The sequence below is a fragment of the Brevibacillus sp. HB1.4B genome (genome assembly GCF_013284285.1).
Taxonomy (GTDB): domain Bacteria; phylum Bacillota; class Bacilli; order Brevibacillales; family Brevibacillaceae; genus Brevibacillus; species Brevibacillus porteri.
The window spans coordinates 314,204-334,152 of the sequence record NZ_JABSUT010000002.1 but is presented as its reverse complement, the minus strand read 5'-3'; the positions used below and the strand labels follow the sequence as shown (position 1 = coordinate 334,152).

The 19,949-nt window shown below is 48.2% G+C and carries 24 protein-coding genes; 17 read left to right on the top strand and 7 right to left on the bottom strand.

What is annotated here, in order from left to right; translation table 11 throughout:
- Nucleotides 1–180 precede the first annotated feature (180 nt).
- On the bottom strand, nt 181–603 hold the full coding sequence (locus tag HP398_RS06045) for an RDD family protein (RefSeq protein ID WP_017249456.1): 423 nt from the start codon (nt 601–603) through the stop codon (nt 181–183).
- Nucleotides 604–731: 128 nt separating this feature from the next.
- A complete protein-coding gene (locus HP398_RS06040; protein WP_173622136.1) occupies nt 732–1,865 on the bottom strand; it encodes a M20 family metallopeptidase in 1,134 nt (377 codons plus the stop codon).
- Nucleotides 1,866–2,108: 243 nt separating this feature from the next.
- On the opposite strand from HP398_RS06040, the gene HP398_RS06035 reads away from it, so the two are divergent.
- The 6 genes from HP398_RS06035 (at nt 2,109) to spoVM (ending at nt 5,502) form a co-directional block, all read left to right on the top strand.
- On the top strand, nt 2,109–2,915 hold the full coding sequence (locus HP398_RS06035; protein WP_017249454.1) for a transporter substrate-binding domain-containing protein: 807 nt from the start codon (nt 2,109–2,111) through the stop codon (nt 2,913–2,915).
- Nucleotides 2,916–2,968: 53 nt separating this feature from the next.
- A complete protein-coding gene (locus HP398_RS06030; RefSeq protein ID WP_069849708.1) occupies nt 2,969–3,628 on the top strand; it encodes an amino acid ABC transporter permease in 660 nt (219 codons plus the stop codon).
- A complete protein-coding gene (locus HP398_RS06025; RefSeq protein WP_173622135.1) occupies nt 3,621–4,343 on the top strand; it encodes an amino acid ABC transporter ATP-binding protein in 723 nt (240 codons plus the stop codon). Before HP398_RS06030 ends, HP398_RS06025 begins: the two co-directional genes overlap by 8 nt.
- Nucleotides 4,344–4,471: 128 nt before the next feature.
- Nucleotides 4,472–5,032 carry an energy-coupled thiamine transporter ThiT gene (gene thiT, locus HP398_RS06020; protein WP_017249451.1) on the top strand — a complete coding sequence of 187 codons (561 nt, stop codon included), beginning with the start codon at nt 4,472–4,474 and terminating at the stop codon, nt 5,030–5,032.
- A gap of 189 nt (nt 5,033–5,221) precedes the next feature.
- Nucleotides 5,222–5,395 (top strand): hypothetical protein, encoded by a 174-nt coding sequence (locus HP398_RS06015; RefSeq protein WP_007728365.1) that lies wholly within the window; start codon nt 5,222–5,224, stop codon nt 5,393–5,395.
- Nucleotides 5,396–5,418: 23 nt separating this feature from the next.
- A complete protein-coding gene (gene spoVM, locus HP398_RS06010) occupies nt 5,419–5,502 on the top strand; it encodes a stage V sporulation protein SpoVM (protein ID WP_005831022.1) in 84 nt (27 codons plus the stop codon).
- 98 nt (nt 5,503–5,600) lie between these two features.
- On the opposite strand, the gene rpmB is transcribed toward spoVM, so the two are convergent.
- Nucleotides 5,601–5,789 (bottom strand): 50S ribosomal protein L28, encoded by a 189-nt coding sequence (rpmB, locus tag HP398_RS06005; protein WP_005831020.1) that lies wholly within the window; start codon nt 5,787–5,789, stop codon nt 5,601–5,603.
- A gap of 248 nt (nt 5,790–6,037) precedes the next feature.
- Between rpmB and HP398_RS06000 the strand changes: the two genes are divergently transcribed.
- The 8 genes from HP398_RS06000 to HP398_RS05965 all read left to right on the top strand — a co-directional run bounded on the left by HP398_RS06000 (nt 6,038) and on the right by HP398_RS05965 (nt 15,024).
- Nucleotides 6,038–6,403 carry an Asp23/Gls24 family envelope stress response protein gene (locus HP398_RS06000; RefSeq protein WP_007728362.1) on the top strand — a complete coding sequence of 122 codons (366 nt, stop codon included), beginning with the start codon at nt 6,038–6,040 and terminating at the stop codon, nt 6,401–6,403.
- 13 nt (nt 6,404–6,416) lie between these two features.
- A complete protein-coding gene (locus HP398_RS05995) occupies nt 6,417–8,123 on the top strand; it encodes a DAK2 domain-containing protein (RefSeq protein WP_173622134.1) in 1,707 nt (568 codons plus the stop codon).
- A gap of 47 nt (nt 8,124–8,170) precedes the next feature.
- On the top strand, nt 8,171–9,028 hold the full coding sequence (locus HP398_RS05990) for a DegV family protein (protein ID WP_069849460.1): 858 nt from the start codon (nt 8,171–8,173) through the stop codon (nt 9,026–9,028).
- A 79-nt stretch (nt 9,029–9,107) separates the two neighbouring features.
- Nucleotides 9,108–9,560 (top strand): hypothetical protein, encoded by a 453-nt coding sequence (locus HP398_RS05985; protein WP_371736718.1) that lies wholly within the window; start codon nt 9,108–9,110, stop codon nt 9,558–9,560.
- 164 nt (nt 9,561–9,724) lie between these two features.
- The gene (sdaAB, locus tag HP398_RS05980; RefSeq protein WP_173622132.1) at nt 9,725–10,390 is read left to right on the top strand and encodes an L-serine ammonia-lyase, iron-sulfur-dependent subunit beta; all 666 of its coding nucleotides are present in this window, start codon (nt 9,725–9,727) and stop codon (nt 10,388–10,390) included.
- 38 nt (nt 10,391–10,428) lie between these two features.
- Nucleotides 10,429–11,313 carry an L-serine ammonia-lyase, iron-sulfur-dependent, subunit alpha gene (sdaAA, locus tag HP398_RS05975; RefSeq protein ID WP_017249446.1) on the top strand — a complete coding sequence of 295 codons (885 nt, stop codon included), beginning with the start codon at nt 10,429–10,431 and terminating at the stop codon, nt 11,311–11,313.
- A gap of 1 nt (nt 11,314) precedes the next feature.
- A complete protein-coding gene (recG, locus tag HP398_RS05970) occupies nt 11,315–13,369 on the top strand; it encodes an ATP-dependent DNA helicase RecG (protein WP_017249445.1) in 2,055 nt (684 codons plus the stop codon).
- A gap of 182 nt (nt 13,370–13,551) precedes the next feature.
- A complete protein-coding gene (locus HP398_RS05965; RefSeq protein WP_254475901.1) occupies nt 13,552–15,024 on the top strand; it encodes a hypothetical protein in 1,473 nt (490 codons plus the stop codon).
- Here the strand turns inward: HP398_RS05965 and HP398_RS05960 are convergent.
- Complete coding sequence (locus HP398_RS05960) at nt 14,996–15,505, bottom strand: GNAT family N-acetyltransferase (RefSeq protein WP_017249443.1); 510 nt, start codon at nt 15,503–15,505, stop codon at nt 14,996–14,998. The genes HP398_RS05965 and HP398_RS05960 overlap by 29 nt on opposite strands.
- Nucleotides 15,506–15,525: 20 nt before the next feature.
- Nucleotides 15,526–15,888, bottom strand: a complete 363-nt coding sequence (locus HP398_RS05955) for a VOC family protein (protein ID WP_173622130.1) — start codon at nt 15,886–15,888, stop codon at nt 15,526–15,528.
- A 121-nt stretch (nt 15,889–16,009) separates the two neighbouring features.
- On the opposite strand from HP398_RS05955, the gene HP398_RS05950 reads away from it, so the two are divergent.
- The 3 genes from HP398_RS05950 (at nt 16,010) to HP398_RS05940 (ending at nt 17,719) form a co-directional block, all read left to right on the top strand.
- Nucleotides 16,010–16,879 carry an AraC family transcriptional regulator gene (locus HP398_RS05950; RefSeq protein WP_173622129.1) on the top strand — a complete coding sequence of 290 codons (870 nt, stop codon included), beginning with the start codon at nt 16,010–16,012 and terminating at the stop codon, nt 16,877–16,879.
- A 145-nt stretch (nt 16,880–17,024) separates the two neighbouring features.
- Nucleotides 17,025–17,159, top strand: a complete 135-nt coding sequence (locus HP398_RS30845) for a hypothetical protein (RefSeq protein ID WP_371736723.1) — start codon at nt 17,025–17,027, stop codon at nt 17,157–17,159.
- Nucleotides 17,160–17,293: 134 nt separating this feature from the next.
- On the top strand, nt 17,294–17,719 hold the full coding sequence (locus HP398_RS05940) for a hypothetical protein (RefSeq protein WP_173622128.1): 426 nt from the start codon (nt 17,294–17,296) through the stop codon (nt 17,717–17,719).
- 323 nt (nt 17,720–18,042) lie between these two features.
- On the opposite strand, the gene HP398_RS05935 is transcribed toward HP398_RS05940, so the two are convergent.
- On the bottom strand, nt 18,043–18,519 hold the full coding sequence (locus HP398_RS05935) for a YhjD family protein (protein ID WP_173622127.1): 477 nt from the start codon (nt 18,517–18,519) through the stop codon (nt 18,043–18,045).
- The gene (locus HP398_RS05930; protein ID WP_173622126.1) at nt 18,516–19,778 is read right to left on the bottom strand and encodes a DNA polymerase IV; all 1,263 of its coding nucleotides are present in this window, start codon (nt 19,776–19,778) and stop codon (nt 18,516–18,518) included. The genes HP398_RS05935 and HP398_RS05930 overlap by 4 nt, the downstream gene beginning before the upstream one ends.
- Nucleotides 19,779–19,949 lie beyond the last annotated feature (171 nt).

Below are 19,949 nucleotides of genomic sequence, written 5' to 3'. Positions count from 1 at the left end.
AGAAATGGAAAAAGGCCGGATATAATCATCCGGCCTTTTTTTAGTCGAGACATGCTGTTTTGGGTGCCAATCTTATAAAAATTCCCCCTTAGATTTCATCGGGTAACCAGGTGGTTTTTCCAATGACGATTCTAAGGGGCTCGTCGCAGAGTTGCTATTCTATTTCGGATGAGTGGAAAATTAAGGCTGATTCGATGTTACATACGTACCGGCGATCAAATCATGGATCGAGCGTTTATCCTGACGAACACCAACCATGATGGCGCTGACGATTATACCAAGACCGAGTGTAATGACATACACGATTCCTCCGACGAGGTTGCGTAACAGCATGGTTCCGATTCCTACAGGCTCTCCATCGATTCGGGCGATGCGAATCCCGGCAATTCGTTTGCCCACCGTATAGCCATGCCAAAATACAGGCACGAGGAGGCTGTACAGCGAGGAGATGAGATTGGTAACAATATTGTCTTCTGTACTGCCTGTAATGATATAGGTGATCAGTAGTAGCGGTAGTCCGATAATGATTGCATCTAGCAGTCCGGCACCGAGCCGACGCCAAAATCCTACGGGATTGCTTGGCGATGTGGTGATTGATTCCATGTTTTCCCTCTCCTTGTTATTCGAATAGGAATATATATGACTGCCCATTCGAAAATAGTGCAGATAAGGCTCCGTCGTTAACGAGACGGAGCCTTAATTTTCCATAAGATTATACACCTGTAAATTTATTATGACAAGGTTAAAAACATCCGAAGCATTACGGCAATCCTGCCAGGAATGGCATCAATGACGATATGCTCGTGGGAGGCGTGGGCTCCATCACCAACAGGTCCCAAACCGTCAAGCGTTGGTGTGCCTGCATCAGCGGCGAAGTTTCCATCGCTTGTTCCGCCGACACCTTGCTCCGTCAATTCAAAGCCTTCCAGACGCGCTTGTTCCTGCGCATGCAAGAACAGTTGCTCGGTACCGGCAGTTCGTTCCATAGGAGGCTTGGTGATACCGCCTTCCACGAACAGCTTGGCTTCCGGATGGACAGGGGTCAGTTGACTCATCAATCGGGTAATACGCTCGCTTTCCTCACGGCTTTGGATACGCACATCAATTTCTGTCATGGCAAAGTCAGGTACGACGTTCGATGCACTTCCACCTGTAATGGTACCAACAGACAAGGTAGTGCCCGCCTCATAATTCGTAAACGATTGAATATCGAGGACGTGGTGAGCCAGTTCAGCGATCGCATTGATCCCCTTGGCGTGATCATTGCCTGCATGTGCAGCACGGCCTGTGACTTTTAAAAGGAAGTCTCCGCCGCCTTTGCGGCTTGTTTTCAAAGAGCCATCTCCAGCGGCAGGCTCCAGTACCAATGCATATTTACTTCTTTTTGCTTCCTCTCTAATAAGCATTTCGGAGGAAACACTGCCAATCTCTTCGTCGGTGTTCCAAAAAAAGACGAGCTTATTTTTGGGCGAAAGATTGTGTTCCATCATGGCGCGCAGGGCGAAATAGCTAAAAACGATCCCCGCCTTCATGTCGTATGTACCAGGCCCATAGAGTCGGCCATTTTCCTCGCGACAAGGCTCAACGGCTAATGTACCAATTTCTTTTACGGTATCGAAGTGACCGAGAATGAGGATTTGTTCGTCGCCATCTCCATACTCCATTCGCAGCTGATTTCCGTATTGCTCTTGTGGCAAGCTCTCTACCCGACACCCCAATTGGCGAAAGCGCTCCGCAATCAGACTGCCTAATTGATCGACAGCTTGCTTGTTATGGGTGGGTGTTTCCATCTCTACATATGTACGCAGTTCCTCGATAATTTCTGGGAGCTGCTGCCGAAAATAGGACGTCCAATTTTTCTCCATGTCAGCCTCCTGTAATTCCTTTTACTAGCACTATAAAGCCTTGTTTGCTTTTCTGCCACTAAAATAAAGATTTGCGTATAAAATTCTGTATATTCCGTGTTTAAAATGTAAGTAAAAAATGATTGAAATTGTTTAGATTATGAGTAAAATAATCATTGTGATGCATAAATATAAGTTTTCATGCAAATTAATGCTACGAATAGACTGCTTTATGCGTAAAAATCATAACAACGGGGGTTCATCATGAAGAAAACAAAATCATTTATTTCTCTGGCACTTACTTCAATGCTTGCGGCAGTCGTGATCGCTGGATGCGGTACAGGCAATCAAACAGCAACAGGACAAGCACCTGCGCCTTCTGCTGGCGACAAGAAAACATTGGTCATGGCTACTTCGGCTGACTATAAGCCGTATGAATATCACGATCTGAGCAGCGGAAAAGATGAGATTGTCGGCTTTGACATCGATATCGCGAAATACATTGCAAAAGAGCTTGGCTACGAACTGCAAATCAATGACATGAACTTTGACGGGCTTATTCCGGCACTGCAAACGAATCGCGCGGACTTCGTTATGGCTGGCATGACAGCAACGCCTGAGCGCGCGAAGAACGCTGATTTCTCTACCATCTATTACGATGCGAAAAATACGATCGTAGCAAAGAAAGACAGCAATCTGACCAAGCCTGAGCAATTGGCTGGCAAAAAAGTAGCGGTACAGCTCGGTTCTATTCAGGAAGGGGCAGCAAAGGAGATTGCAAAGACTGTTTCCGGCTTGCAGATCACTTCACTGAACAAGCTGCCTGAGATTGTTGAAGAAGTAAAAGCGGGCCGCGTAGATGCTGCCATTATCGAGGACACGGTAGCGAAAGGCTTCGTGGAAAACAATGACTCTCTGCAATTTACCACATTGGAAGAAAATGAACAAAATGGCTCCGCTGTTGCGTTCCCAAAAGGCTCGCCGCACGTAGAGAAATTTAATGAAGTCATTAAAAAGATGCAAGACAACGGAGAAATGGACAAGCTGATTCAAAAATGGTTCGGTCAATAATCTCTCCAGGCAACGAAGAATAACTGTATAAGCAGCAAGAGGGGAGAATGGGCATGAATTTGGATTTTGCACAAATCGTGCCCTATATTCCTTTCATATTGGAAGGGATAAAGGGCACGCTACTTGTTACTTTGATTTCGGTTGTATTGGGATTTTTCTGGGGCTCCATCCTCGCACTTATTAAAATTTCGAATGTGAAAGTGCTAAACTGGCTCGCGGTTGTTTATACTTCTGTTTTCCGCGGGACGCCTTTGATTTTGCAGCTTACCTTTGTTTATTTTGCAACGCCACAGCTTACTGGCTACAACATTTCGCAACTGGAAGCAGCAGTGCTAACATTTACACTAAACTCAGGTGCATACATTTCTGAGACGATTCGTGGTGGAATATTGGCGGTGGATAAAGGGCAGTGGGAAGCGGCCAAAGCGCTTGGTGTACCTTATCACCGGATGATGCTAGATATTATTTTGCCGCAGGCTGTCAAAAATATCTTGCCTGCACTCGTCAATGAAACGATTGCGCTCTTGAAGGAATCTGCACTCGTTTCCACGATTGGTCTTGCAGACATCATGCAGAACGCGAATGTGGTCAAAGGCACCATCTTCCGCTATTTTGAGCCATACATGATCGCCGGTATCCTGTACTATGTCATGGTTATGATCCTGACTTGGGTAGCTCGCGTACTGGAACGGAGGATGAGACTCAGTGATTAAGATCGATAACATTACGAAGTCATTTGGACAACTGAATGTATTGAAGGGCATCACGACGAACATCGGTAAAGGGGAGGTTGTCGCCATCATCGGTCCATCTGGATCGGGGAAGTCAACACTACTGCGTTGCATCAACCTGATGGAGACACCAACGACGGGTACAATTACGATCAACGGGCAGGAAATCACGGCTCCAAAAGCTGACGTGATGGGTATTCGTCAGCAAATCGGGATGGTTTTCCAGCATTTTCACCTGTTTCCGCATATGACGGTATTGAAAAACTTGACCTATGCTCCGATGAAAGTAAAAGGTATGTCTGCGGCTGAGGCGGAAACAAAGGCGAGAGAGCTATTGGCGCGTGTAGGGCTGGCGGACAAAGCGGATGTCTTTCCATCACGCTTGTCAGGCGGTCAGAAGCAGCGTGTAGCCATTGCCCGTTCACTTGTGATGGAGCCACAAATCATGCTGTTTGACGAGCCGACCTCTGCCCTCGACCCAGAGATGGTCAAGGAGGTTTTGGAGGTTATGAAAGGGCTGGCTGATAGCGGAATGACGATGGCAATCGTTACGCATGAAATGCGCTTTGCCGAAGAGGTGTCAGATCGTATTTTGTTCCTCGATGATGGTCGTCTCTTGGAGGATACGCCACCAGAAGAGTTTTTCCAAAAGCCAAGAAGTGAACGCGCCCAGCAGTTTTTGGAGAAGGTTCGGTAATACAACTAGCCGCAGTGCCGATGAGGCAGCGGCTTTTTTCTTTGACACGCGCATAGACTTGGGCTAGAATCAGAAACATTATCAGTGTAAAAAATTTTTTGTTTATTCTATTTTGAGGAGTGACTATTTTGGATCGTCAACGGTTGGTCATTTTGTTGGAAATGGCGATGATGGCGGCTCTTGCAATTGTGTTTAGTCAGATCAAGGTTTTCGAAATGCCACAGGGCGGCTCTGTATCTTTGGTGATGGTGCCAATCGCATTGATCGCTGTTCGCCGTGGACTCGCTGCTGGTGTCATTACAGGGCTTGTTGTCGGATTTCTTCAATTGCTCTTGGGCAGTACAGTTGTCCATCCAGTTCAGCTGTTGCTGGATTATCCGCTTGCTTTTGGAGCGCTGGGTCTCGCTGGGTTTGTTCGCCTGTCTGGCTACGAAGGAACGAAGCAACGAATCATGGTTCTGTGGAGCGGCTTGTTCATTGGCGTGATTGGACGATTTGTCTGCCATTTTCTATCGGGTATTATTTGGTTTGGCAGCTACGCGCCAGAAGGTGTACCAGTCTGGCAATATTCCCTCATTTATAACATCACGTATCTGCTGCCAGAAATGATTATCGCGGGAGTCGTCTTGACAGTTGTGCTTAGCAGCGCATCGCAGCTGCTGTTCCCCGCACGCGATCGAGTCGCATAAGAAACAGGAAAAATCGGTATCAAGTACAAACTATCCACATAATGTAATCAGGCAGCGAGTTCCGTTGCCTGATTTTTTACTTCTTAGACATCTACTTTTTTCAGGTGGCAGGATACATGTTTATCCGACAGCAGAATATGATGTAATATGCACGTTTTTGAGAACACCTAAAGGAGGTGCTTACGCGAAATGGGATTGCGCTCCTATCGCCTGCGACAGGGGGGCGCCTTGCGACGTGTTCTCGGGGTTGCGTTGGCTGTCGGGGGAATCACCATTTTCCTGTATTGGGCACCTCCGTGGGTTTGGTATAGCCTATTGGCATTAGCACTCATAGGGGCCGGCGTGTATTTGTATCGTGTGTAGTAATTTCGGTGAGGAGGGGTAGCATGCGGTTTTACACCATCAAGTTGCCGAAGTTCCTGGGTGGCATGATTCGGGGCATCATCGAGGCGTTCAACAAGAAAAAATGAACTTTCGGCCCCGAGCCTCCTTAGGGAGAAGAGTGGAGAAACGGGAGAAATGCAAAAAAGCACCTCGAGGGTGCTTTTTTTCGCATAGCTGAAATCAACTATACGCGAGTTACGAGACCGGATTTCAGTGCTCGAGTACTTACATAAACGCGCTTCGGTTTTCCATTTACGAGAATGCGCACTTTTTGTACGTTGACACCCCAAGTGCGGCGAGTTGCGCGCATGGAGTGGGAGCGAGCGTTTCCAGCTTTAGCAGATTTACCTGTTACAAAGCAACGACGTGCCATTACAATCCACCTCCCTTGTTACATATAAACGGGATTTCCTTTGTGGGAAATACAAATACTCGACTATATTAGCACAACATTGCTGTCAATTGCAATACTTGACAACATGAATTACCTAGTCTTTCTCGTAGGGTTGATAGGATCGACAAAACGCTTCATTTCTCTTTTGTGTTAGTGTAGAATTGTAAGGAAGCATGGTTACGCTTACCTATGACGGTCAAGCTGTTTAACAGAGGAGGAGTCCTTGCATGACAGTGGAAATGAATACATCGCTAGGAAAGATCGATGTTACAGAAGACGTGATCGCACGGATCGCTGGCGGCGCGGCCATGGAAGTTTTTGGACTTGTGGGCATGGCTTCTCGCAAAGCGTTGAAAGATGGAATCGCTGAACTGTTAGGAAGAGACAACCTGAGCAAAGGTGTCGTCGTTCATAACACAAATGGCGAAGTAGTATTGGACATGCACATTATCGTCAGCTATGGCGTAAAAATTTCTGAGGTGGCAGGCAACGTTCAACGCCGTGTTCGATATACCTTGGAGCAAACAGTAGGCATTGATGTGACTGCTGTTAATATTTTTGTGCAGGGAGTTCGTACAGACAGGGATATGTAAGGAGGAACATCAGTTGGTACATACGCGTCTAGATGGCGTGCTGTTTAGCCGGATGGTTTACCTGGGGGCGAACCTTTTATCCGACAACGTCAGAGTAGTGGATGGATTAAACGTCTTTCCTGTGCCGGATGGCGATACGGGGACAAACATGAATTTGACTTTCTCTTCCGGTGTGGAGGAGCTGACTCGAAAAGAATCCCCCCGAATCACTGAATCGGCAACTGCTTTGGCAAAAGGTCTGTTAATGGGCGCGCGCGGTAACTCCGGCGTGATTTTGTCCCAGTTATTCCGCGGCTTCAGCAAATCAGTCAATGGAAAAGATGAGGTTAACGCCCGTCAGTTTGCCGATGCCTTGAAAGCTGGTGTTGACTCTGCGTATCAGGCAGTGATGAAGCCGGTAGAAGGCACGATTTTGACTGTTGCCCGTGAAGCGGCGGAGATGGCTGTGCGTGCAGCGCGCACGTCAGATGATATTATCTCTGTCATGGAAAAAACATACGAGCAGGCGCAAGCTACGCTGTTGCGTACGCCGGAAATGCTACCTGTTCTAAAAGAAGTGGGCGTAGTCGACTCTGGTGGACAAGGTCTCTTGTTTATTTATGAAGGGTTTTTGCGAGCATTGCGCGGGGAAGAGCTATCCGCCGATCGTGAGCGTTCGTTACCTAGAATCGGTCAGGAAGAGCTGGACAAGCTCATTTCTGATCAGCATAATGCACAAATCCACATGAAAACAGAAGACATCACGTACGGGTACTGTACGGAGTTTATGGTTCATGTCGCGCATAGCACCGAGCCGAACAAAAAGTCGTTCTCAGAAGCGCTGTTCCGCAACCACCTGGATACGATGGGTGATTCACTACTGGTCGTCTCTGATGATGAAGTCGTCAAGGTACATATTCATGCAGAGCATCCGGGCAGCGTATTGCAATACGCTCAGCAATTCGGCAGCCTGCATCGACTGAAGATAGAAAACATGCGCGAGCAGCATGCGAACATTCTAAAAGCGGAAGAGAACAAAGGACAGGCGAAGCCAGAAACAGTTGCTAAACCTGCTACAGAGTTGCTTCCATACGGATTGATCGCGGTAGCTGCTGGTGAGGGAATCGCTACAATTTTGCGCAGCATGGGTGTGCATGTGGTAGTAGAGGGCGGTCAAACGATGAACCCGAGCACAGAGGACTTCATGAAGGCCATCGCAGGACTGAATGCCCAGCACATCATCATCCTGCCAAACAACAGCAATATCATCATGGCAGCACAGCAGGCATCCGAGCTCGCTGAAGTTCCTGTATCTGTCATACCGACGAAGAGCATTCCGCAGGGATTAGCAGCACTGGTCAGCTTCCGTACAGATGTTGAACCGGAAACGAACGTGCAAGCGATGACCAAGGCAATTGCCCAGGTGAAAACAGGTATGGTGACGCACGCGGTTCGCGACACGCAAATGGGTGAGGTACAAATCAAAGAAGGCGATTTTATCGGCATGGCTGAAAAAGAAATCGTCACAGCAGGCCCCGACTTGCTAGCTTGCGCAACGACGCTGCTCTTGGGAATGGTGGATGAAGACTCCGAAATCATTACGATATTCTTAGGAGAAGATGCGACAGAAGATCAGGCTCATGCTTTAGAAAAAGCTTTGTCTGATGCGTACGCGGATGTGGAAGTAGAGATCCAGGCAGGCGGTCAACCGTTGTATCCATTCATTTTTTCTGTCGAGTAAAAGCCAACCTTTTGAACACGAATGAATAGGGAGAGGAGCGATCGAGAATGCCAATTGTGATTCTTACCGACAGCGCGTCTGATATCGATGCGTCTGTGAGGCAGTCATTGGGGATCGTGGCCGTCCCGTTGAAAATCATGTTTGGGGCGGAAACGTATGTGGACGCAGTCACTATCTCGTCTTCGGAGTTTTTCGATAAGCTGAAGCAATCGAGCGTGATGCCGACGACCTCGCAGCCGTCTCCGCTTGAATTTGCCGAAGCATACAAAGCGATCTATGAGAACTATGGCAAGGACGTGCAAATCATTGCCATACTCTTATCGGGTTCCTTATCGGGTACGTATCAATCAGCGATGATCGCCAAGTCGATGTTGGATGAAAATATAGACATTACGGTGATCGATTCTCGCAAAGCTTCGTTTGTTCATGGAATGATCTGTGTGGAGGCTGCCAAAGCCGCACAAGCAGGCAACAACAAAGAGCAAATTCTGGATCAGATTGATCGTTATTTGGATGAGGTGCAGGTATACTTTATTGTGGATACACTGGAGTTCCTGCAAAAAGGCGGTCGGATTGGCAGAGCATCTGCTGTCATCGGTTCGCTTTTGAATATCAAGCCGATTTTGACGCTGGATACTGCTGGGTACGTGTCTGCTTTTGACAAGGTACGAGGGACGAAGAAAGCTCTGAATCGCGTATTTGAAGCTTTGCAAGAGTACGCGAAAGGCGAGCCTGTGAAAATCGCTGTGCTGCACAGTAGTGTTCCAGATCAAGCGGCTGAGCTCTTGGAGCGACTCAAGCAAGAGTTTTCGGTAACGGACTCTTGGTTGGAACAGATTGGTCCCGTGATCGGTACGCATACAGGTCCAGGTCTACTTGGGATCGTCATGGTAAAAGATAAGTAAGGGATATATCGTATGGAGAGGAGCTTCCCTGAGGTAGGGGGCTTCTTTTTTATACGTGAAATACAAGGGGGAGGTTCTGGTGAATAAGGATGATTTCCTTATCGAGCTGGAGGATATTGTGTATGACTCTCTATTTATTGGCGGTCATAAAGATGATTTGAACAAAGAAATTTCTGCTAATATGTGGTCTATTTCTTTAAGTAAGCAGTTAGCTAGTCAGTTCACAGTTTCTGATTTTATGAACTTTTTCCATAAAGTAATAGAGAATAGAAAACAGCAAATTTTAAAATCAAATAGTGATCATGGAATGCTGTTATATGTTTGGTTCGATTGGCAGGCTTCGCGACTAAAATTTAATCTTATCTCTCAGGTTCATGAAAGACTCCCCTTTAGCGGAAAGATTGAAATCATTGATGAGCTTGAACCAATCATTAACGAGTTTCTTCATTTTTCGTATCATGATGGATTTGTAGATTTCGATCGAGAACTAGATCCCGTAAAGGTATTCCTAATTTCACTTCCAAAGAAATAATTTCAGAGGGAGTTTTTTCATATAGCCTGATTTGACCGCATGTTGTCAGCATAAATCGGTTATGATTGCTTTACGTACAGTTTCCTCTGTAGCGCTTTCAAAGGCTGTAGGATACAATGAGAGGGAATCTTGTTGAACCCCTTGTGATTCAGGAGGAGAACCGGTTGAAGTACAAAAGCGTATTTGATATTATCGGTCCAATTATGGTTGGGCCATCTAGCTCCCATACGGCGGGTGCAGCTCGTATCGGTCGTGTGGCTCGCAAGCTGTTTGGCAGAATGCCTTTGCGAGCAGAAATTGTGTTTTACGGCTCATTTGCAAAGACGTATCAAGGACATGGTTCTGATGTGGCGACCGTTGCAGGAATTCTTGACTTTGACACGTCGGATTTGCGTCTGAAAAATTCGTTGGTGATTGCAGAAAAAGCTGGCATGGAAGTGGAGTTGTCCACTTCTGAGGTTTTGACAGAGCACCCGAACACGGCGCGGATCAAGCTGTCTGATGATGAGCGTCAGATTGAACTCGTTGGTGTTTCCATTGGTGGCGGAAAGATCGAAGTGTTGGAAGTGAACGGGTTTTCCTTTCAGTTGGGCTTCGATACACCGACGCTCTTGGTCTTGCATGAGGATCGCTTTGGGATGATTGCGGCTGTGGCAAAGGTGCTGACCCAGCACAACATTAATGTGGGGCTCATGGAAGTGTCTCGACACACACGCGGTTCGCGTGCTTTGATGGCAATCGAAACGGATTCGACGATCTCCCCGGAAGTCCTGGAGGAAATCCGTCAAATCCCCCATATCTTTGACGTATCCCTGCTCGCATTGAACTAAGCAAAAGGACGAGCAGGATTAGAGGAGTGAACAACCAGATGTTTCGTAATGTGGCTGAACTAGTTGAGCTGGCCGAATCCCAGGGGAAGAAAATCTCCCAGGTGATGATTGAAGCAGAAATGGAAGTTTCCCAGCGCAGTCGGGATGCCATTATGCAAGATATGTACGCCAACCTCGATGTGATGGAAAAAGCAGTGCGTCGCGGGCTTACTGAAGATATTCGCTCGCATAGCGGGTTGACGGGCGGCGATGCGAAGAAGCTGCAAACATATATGGAGACCAAGACGTTTTTGTCTGGCCCCACACTTTTGAATGCCGTTTCGATGTCTGTGGCGGTTAACGAAGTAAATGCTGCAATGGGTACGATTGTCGCAACACCGACAGCAGGAGCATGCGGCATTGTACCAGGGACGTTGTTTGCTGTATCTGACAAGCTGCAGCCGACCCGTGAGGATATGGTCAATTATTTGTTCACAGCAGGCGCTATCGGGTATTGCATTGCCAATAACGCATTCATTTCGGGTGCTGCAGGTGGTTGCCAGGCAGAGGTGGGCTCTGCAACGGCTATGGCTGCTGCGGCGATTGTAGAAATGGCTGGCGGTACGCCTGAGGAATCTGCCCAAGCAGTGGCGATCGCATTGAAAAATATGCTCGGTCTGGTCTGTGACCCCGTAGCCGGACTGGTTGAAGTACCATGTGTCAAACGAAATGCGATGGGAGCAGCGATTGCGACGGTAGCCGCAGATATGGCAATGGCAGGCATCAAGAGCGTAATCCCGACAGATGAAGTCATCGATGCCATGTACCGAATCGGTTGCGCCATGCCGACTACCCTGAAGGAAACCGCACAGGGTGGTCTTGCTGCCACGCAAACGGGCCGCATGATCGAAGCCAAAGTGTTCGGCGTACGGATGGAGAAGTAAGATGGCTGGTGGATATCAATCGCCCGTCTCCCTTTTGCACGGGGTAGGGGAAGAGCGGGCGAAGGCATTTGCAGGACTGGGAATCAACAGCATTGGTGATTTGCTGGAGTATTTCCCGTCTCGCTATGAAGATTACCGTGTGCGCGATTTGACAGAAGTAAAAGACGGAGAGAGGGTCACGCTGGCAGGTACGGTGTACGGCGAACCCTCTGTTCGTTTTTATGGAAAAAGAAAATCACGACTTTCGGTCAAGGTTGTCATGGATCGTGTCGTGGTGACGGCTGTCTGGTTCAATCAGACGTTTGTCAAAAGCAGGCTGTCGCCCGGCAAGGAAATACTCGTCACAGGAAAATGGGACAAGCACAAGCTACAAATCACTGTGAGCGAAATGACAGAAGTAGACTCCGAACGTGCGACAAAACGAGGCGAGCTCGCCCCTGTCTATCCACTTGGTGGCGATGTGACGCATACACTGCTGCGCAAAACCATTCAACTGGCGTTGCGTCAATACGGCAAGGAGATTCCTGAGATCCTTCCTGCCGATATTGTGGAGCGCTACCGACTGATGCCTCGGATGCATGCCTTTCATTCGATTCATTTTCCGGAAAATGCGGAAGATGGTCGTCAAGCGCGGCGACGGATTATGTTCGAGGAGCTTTTCTTATTCCAGCTAAAGATGCAAACACTGCGCAAGATTAATCGACAGCAAACGGAAGGCGTTGCTTTGACGATTCCGATGGAAGAGGTACGGGAATTTGTCAAAGGTCTACCGTTCCCGCTGACGGATGCGCAGAAACGAGTGGTAAAAGAAATATTGGACGACATGCGGGCACCTCATGCGATGAATCGGCTGTTGCAAGGGGACGTAGGCTCGGGAAAAACGGTCGTAGCTGCTATCGCGCTGATTGCTGCGGTGAAAGCAGGTTATCAGGGAGCGCTGATGGTACCGACGGAGATTCTCGCCGAGCAGCATGTGCAGTCGTTGACGAAGCTTTTGTCCGATTATGGCATTCAGGTCGCGCTCTTGTCTGGTTCGCTGACGGCGAAACGTAGACGTGAAGTCATCGGCTCTCTGCAAATGGGGTTAATCGATGTCGTGGTTGGTACCCATGCGCTCATTCAAGAGGATGTCTTTTTCTCCCGTCTAGGTCTTGTGATTACGGACGAGCAGCACCGATTCGGCGTGGAGCAACGGCGAATTTTACGGAATAAAGGCTTGTCTCCTGATGTCTTGTTTATGACTGCAACACCAATTCCGAGAACACTGGCAATTACGGCATTTGGCGACATGGACGTCTCGACGATTGATCAAATGCCCGCGGGGCGCAAACCGATTGAGACGACATGGAAAAAGCACGATCAGTTTCCGGCTGTGTTGGAGCAAATGCGGGATGAACTGCGCAAAGGACGACAAGCGTATGTGATTTGTCCGCTCATTGAGGAGTCGGAAAAGCTCGATGTGCAAAATGCGATTGATGTACATGCTCAGCTCACACACATTTTCCCTGAATTCGGCGTAGGTCTGATGCATGGGCGACTGCCAGCGAAGGAAAAGGATGCAGTCATGCAAGCCTTTCTGGCGGCAGAGCATGCTGTCCTGGTCAGTACAACGGTCGTAGAGGTCGGTGTGAATGTGCCGAATGCCACCTATATGGTCATTTATGATGCGGAGCGGTTTGGTCTTGCTCAGCTTCACCAATTGCGTGGGCGGGTAGGACGTGGCTCTGAACAGTCGTATTGTGTGTTAATCGCCGATCCGAAATCCGAGATTGGAAAAGAGCGGATGCGTGTCATGTGCGAGACGACGGATGGATTTGAGCTATCGCAGCGCGATTTAGAATTGCGCGGACCGGGTGATTTTTTCGGGACAAAGCAGAGTGGCTTGCCGGAGTTTAAAGTCGCTGATTTATTAAGTGATTACAAAGCGCTGGAGGTAGCGAGACAGGAGACTGTCAAGCTGGTAGCAGAGGACTCTTTCTGGCGCGACGAAAAGTATCATTGGCTGCGTGACTATTTAAAGAATGAGGGCGTGCTGGACGGTGTCGTCTTCGATTAGGAAAGGAAGCCTTCCCACTTCAAGCGCGTGGGGAGGCTTTTTCTTTTGTGGAGTGAAACTTTAAGTAGGGTATCGACGTCTATCCTCTGTAAGGTAAATTTTTCTAGGAAGCGAGGCGAGTTTTTTTGTCTTTGCGAAAAATTCGGGGAATGAGTATGTCCATTGTATTTGCATTGCTTATCATGACAGGATCCGACTTCGCGCAAGCAACCTCCACGGACAGTCGGATTGCTCAGACTGGCCCCTCCCATACGACCAGCCAAACGACAAAGGAATGGAAGCAAAAGGAACTGCCTTACGACTACGTAGCGATGAAAGAAGACGTGGTTATTCAGTTGAACGAGGCTCCACAGCTCCGCTCTCCTCGAAGAACGGTCGTAGGACCTGCACCACAGGCATACACCCTCTTTTTTAAGGAAGCCGTGAACCGTGGAACAGTCGAAGCAGCGATCCGCAAAAATGCTCAGGAAGAGACCAAAAAAGAGGACTTGGGCTACGTGGAGCCGATTTTTACGTTTCACTGGGTGCACGACCGTCAACTGCAATTGCTGGCTACCCTTCCTGATACGCTTGCCAAAGACAGAAGCTGGACGGAATATGTTGTAAATGTAGCAGGAGCGAAGACGGTAAAGGGAACCGCGTTTGATGATACGAATGATTTCTCGGCGGTGGTGTTTGCTCCGTCTCAGATTTGGCGAGTCTCCGTTGATGGCAAGGTGAAAGAAAAAATGACGGACTTTGCCGTCAGGACTCCCATGGAATTTATCGACCCTGAGGAACGGTATGTGTTGTTGGAGCGATTTACAGAATATTGCGAGTGCGATGCACGTTTCCCCATGCTGTATTCGATTTATGACATACAGACAAAAGAGCTGACTGCTTATCCAGTGGAGCTGACTGACAACTATAGCGGTGCAGGCGACTTCATGGCAGATCGCCGCGGCTTCTTTTTCGCTCATCCACCAAAAGGGACAGAAGTACCGAAAAGTGAGTTTGCCACTCGTATCAAGGTAGATGGATACGTACATGGAGCCAGCTTTAGCCATGATCGCAAGCATGTATTGATGGCAGTAGGCAAGACCGAACAGAAAAAGGATCTCGATTTGGTCGTGTACGATCTGGCGACTGCAAAAGAACGGCGCCTCCCAGGTGTAATCAAAGGATGGGTTCCAACAGATGAGATGAATGGGCAAGTCCAGCCCGTCAGTTTTATCGATGATGGACGCTACGCGACGTTTGAAATGAGAATGGAGGAGGAAAGCTTTGAGGAGCTTCGTCAACGCTACGATTGGCAGTCAGGCAAAGTGATCAGCTGGAATCCACCTGTTCCCAAAGAAGCTTGGTCTGGCTATATCCAGTCGACAGATGGCGCCTATCAAATGTATTGGAATGCAGGGGTGTTTAAGGGCGACGTCAAACTGAAGGAAATGAAACCAGATGCGATATGGATTCCAGGCACTCACCATTTGGTTTATATCGATTGGGAAAAAGCTGAACAAGGAGCGGAGTCCGTATCGTCGCTCTTCCTGTTCGATGCTGATCGTAAGCAACAATCTGTGCTGGTGAAAGGACTGCCAGCGAATGTATCTATTTTGGGAGCTAGCAACGACGGCAAATGGCTGTATGTTACGACTCCGGAGCGACTAGCCCCTTAGCGTCATATTCCGATGCCAGTATGGATAAAATGATCAAGGATTCGTAAGTATCGCCTGATTTTAGGCAATCGCGCAAGGTGCCCTCTATGTGAAACCCTTCCGATACGTAAAGGGTGCGGGCGCGGTCGTTCGTTTCTTTTACATCCAGCCAGAGTCGATGGGCTTTTTGCTCGATGAATGCCCAATGCTTGATCTGACGCAGGATGTTGCGACCGTAGCCTTCGCCCTTCACTGCGATTGTAATACGCATGAGCTCAATACTTTGATGAGGATTGGTCAGCCCGGCGATGATGACGTAGCCGACGGGGTGGCCTGTTTCTTTTTTTTCGGCAATCATATGGAGGATGTCCGGGTTGCCAAGTGCGTGGTGGTGCCGCTCTTCGCTCCACGGGATAATGAACGGGGTATTCTCTGGCGCATTTTCTACTTCGCATACAAATGAAATGTCTGCTGGTGTAGTGCGGCGTAAGTGGATGGTCATGCGTGTATCTCCTTTTCAGCTTAACATTTGCATACCATGATCAGATTGCCGTCGGGATCGCGGAAGTTGAACCAGTGACCATGCTGGATAGGAACGACGACTTCTACTCCGTTCTCCTTGAGAAATGCATAAGAGGCTTCGATATCCTGTGTGTTGAAATGAAACAAGGGAGCATCATCTGTGATGCGCTTCGGAAAGATTTTGCTGTCTAGAACGAGCGTCAGTCCGCTTTGTAAGGGAATGCAGTATATATGTCCGAACATAATCTCACCGTCTGCGGGAATGCCCAAGAGACGGCAGTACCAGTCGCGTGCGCGTTCGATGTCGCTGACGGCTACAAAAATGGCTCCGATTTGGGAGAGCAGGGGGGAAGTGGTAGTCATTGTGATAGAGATCCTTTCAATAGGCGTTTTTCACAAGGGCGACCCGTCATAATCGTGCACGAAATGTCGGATCGCCTGATTTTGCTTTTGCTATTCTGAGGGGGAAAGGGAGGTCATTACCATGGATTTGCTTGCAAAGCTGAATGAGGCTCTGGACTACATCGAAGACAATTTGACCAGCGAGATTGACTACAAAGAAATCGCTCGGGTGGCTTGCTGCTCCGAGTATCACTTCAAAAGGATGTTTTCTTTTCTCGCTGGAGTTCCGTTATCCGAGTACATCCGGCGTCGGCGCATTACGCTTGCAGCTTTTGAGCTTGCGGACAGCAACGAGCGGGTCATTGACATTGCGGTCAAATACGGATACGGATCGGCTGATTCCTTTGCCAGAGCTTTTCAGAATGTGCATGGCGTCACTCCGACAGAAGCCAGACACATTGGCCATTCCTTGAAGGCTTATCCGCGAATGACCTTTCATCTATCCATTAAAGGAGGCAGTGCCATGAACTACCGTATGGAAGAAAAAGAGCCATTTCGCATTGTGGGTCTGAAAAAAAGAGTCCCGCTGATTTATCGTGGAGTCAATCCAGAGATTGCGTCCATGTGGGCTTCATTAGATATGGAGGCGATTCAGCAACTGAAGTCTCTATCCGATGTCAAACCACTTGGACTGCTCAGTGCGTCCACGAACTTTTCAGAAGGTCGGCTGGAATATGGTGAGGTTGATCACTTTATCGGGGTGGCCACTACAAAGGAATGTCCAGACAATCTGGCAGTGCTTGAAGTTCCTGCTTTTACCTGGGCCGTATTCGAATCAGTGGGTCCATTCCCTGATACGCTGCAAGACATCTGGGGTCGCATCTATGCTGAATGGTTTGTGTCCTCTGGATATGAGGCGGCTCAGGGCCCAGAAATTTTGTGGAACGAAAATAAAGAGATAACATCACCGACCTTTCGCAGCGAGATTTGGATTCCTGTGGTGAAAAAGTAACCCTATATTGCATTCGCTCTCGTTTGCGGAACACCTACCAGCGTGTGCATATCCGGGAAGAAATAATTACCAACTTTTTTTGCATATGACAGGCATAAAAGCGAACGTTTGTTTACTTAAATAACGGATCGTGTTTTTGATCGACATGCAGAGCTTTTATGCCAGTATCGAGAAAGGGGTCAACCCAGAGCTGCGAAACAAGCTGATTGTCGTCGCCGTCGATCCCGCTGACGTGTCGCATAGTTCAATCCTAACCAAGATTACCCTAGCCTCATCTTGAAGACAAGGTGGGGCTATTTTACGCTTGCTGTGCTCACGAGCATCTGACAAGCGTTAATGCCAAGAAATCTTTCTTTACTGAGGACTCTTTTCGGGCACTCTAAGGGCAACACCACGATTAAGGAGGGAACCCTGATGCGTAAACACCTAGTCTTGTTCCTACTCCTCCTGTTCCTGCCGCTGGGCGCCTGCGAGCCGTTTGCATCGCCGTCGACGCCCGGTCCCGGTCCGGTGACCTCAGCCCCCGGTCCCGGTCCGGCGACCTCATCCTCCGATCCAGGACCGGTGACCTCAGCCCCCGGTCCTGGTCCGGTGACCTCAGCCCCCGATCCTGGTCCGGCGACCCCATCCCCCGATCCTGGTCTGGTGACCCCTGGTACTGGCTGCGACAAAGTAGCGGAAGTCGACAGGCAAGTGAAGGAATTATATAACAAGTATCTCGAGGCTAATAAGGCTGGTAGAACGGAGGAGGCAGCACAGCTATACAAAGCCTATGCGGCTGCCTGGCAACAGCTGCAATACCTTAGAAGTATTTGTCCACATGTCCCTGAAAGAAGATGACGATCCTGCAATACCTGTCGGCTGGTCATCTGCTCAGATTGCGTGAGCCTGTTACTTTCTGGGGGGCAGGTCTGCTGTCATCCGAAAGACGGTAATGTTTGCCGACCAGAGTTAATTTGAACCATTTCAGCCGGCCCGAGTTGTCGGCTTTTTTCTGTTAAATTTCAAGGGAATGGGCAAGACTTCCGGTAGACCGCTCTAGCACTACGTAAGCCGTTACATTGATGTCCCAATCCACTCCGATAAAAACGAAGAAAACCATGATAATGGGAACAACAACAAAATCGCCAACTTATATGACGGTAAATTCGGATATGCAAGGTTTAATAGTCGTTTGCACCCATTCGACTAACTAATTCTTTGATATACATTGACAGGCGAATACTGATTTCCGAACGCATAACATCCCGGACCATTCCAAAGCGATCCTCGTATCCTCTACAAATAAAACGGTGATACATTACCATATCTGCTTGTTCATCACTCATTATTTTAATATTACGCTTCGACAATTCGCGGCGCAGACTGTACAAATCTGCACTTATTTGGCTCATTAGTGCTCGGCCTGCTGTCAAATAAAGCTGCTTTAGAAGGTTGGAATGGTTCTCTATGTCTTCGATGCTCTTTTGCACCATGCTTAACATGTGAGGAAGCAAGATGCAGTCTCGGATCATTTTGAACTCATCTTCTGTAGGTCGTTTATGGGAGTTCTTTGCGTCGTGACGATTTTCGTATTGTTCTTGATGCTCAGTAAGCAGCATTTTGGACTTCCACCGTTCATTACCGTCCAGTTTGCTCATTTGTAATGGCCTCCAATCTGTTCTGCCCTCTCACGGGCTACTCCGGACTGTAATAATGATGATGCCCTCATAATAGCGGCGCTGCCGTATCTATCCTTAATGTCATCAGTCGCTCTCTCCAGGCTGTACGCTTTGATCCGGTCGTCGAAAAAAGTAAGCTGAATGACGTTATCGTCTGTCAACTCAGTCAATGCAACAGATAGGTGGTTAACGGGCATACCGCTCCAATGTTTATGGAAAATTCCGAGAGCTGCTGATGCGACTTCATGTGAAAGGGATGTAGGGTGTGGAAGTGTTACCTGTCTATTAAACGACAATAACGAATGTTGACCATCTGTTTCTGTTGCTCCGACGGACACAACTCGCCCGATGTAACCCAGTCTCCTGCTGCGACGACAGACCTCCACCACCAATTCCAGCAGTATAACCTCGATATCTTCAATCTTCCGATAAAGGCTGCTTCTGAGCGCCTTGCCGTGACTAACCGATTTTAATTTATTACGAATACTTGCCACGACAGGGCTAGGGTCTATTCCACGTGCTGTCTGCCAATAATATTCCGCCTGTATATCACTTTGCTTGCCCATCTCTTTTCGCATACGCTTTTTAAAATCACCCAGTTCCAGACGCGCAATGTCGCCAATCGTGTAAAGACCCATACGTGTAAAATGACGAGCCATTCGAGAGGCAACCATAAACATTTGATGTACCGGTAACGGCCATAATACAGATTCTAAATTGTCGAAACCAAGTTTAAAGATACCTTCGGGCATTTTTTTAGCAAAATTATCAGTAGCCATTTTCGCCAACACTTTCGTTGGTCCAATTCCGCACCGCGTCCAAACTCCTGTTGATAACAGAACGTGTGTCTGAATCTGGTGAGCAATCTCTTCCGGAGCCCCGAAATAACTGATAGAACCTGTAACATCAAGAAACTGTTCATCGATGGAATAAGGTTCGACCTGGTCCGTAAATGACTCGAAGATCTCGCTAAGAAGCAAGGATACGGTGATATATGTTTGCATTCGGGGGCGTATTACGACCAAATCGGAACATTTCGCAAGCGCCTCGCCGACTCTTTCGGCCGTTGTTACACCGCGTGATTTGGCGACGGGGCAAGCAGCCAGAATGATACCAGATCTTCTAGAGGGATCAGCTACAGCGACTGGCTTATCTTTCAAGTCTGGCCGGGCCGCTTTTTCAATCGAAGCATAGAATGATTGTCCGTCAACTAACATAATGGTTCGCTCTTGAGGCACGGCATTTCACTCCTGTAAAGTTGGTGATTCGTAGATGTACTACAAAGTCCATACACGCCACGGATGCGAACGTATATTCTTATTATATACCGAATGTATGTTCGTGATGCAATGAGAATAATTGGAATGCAAAAAATGCCCCCAGGTCATCCATATTGACCAAGTAGCGCA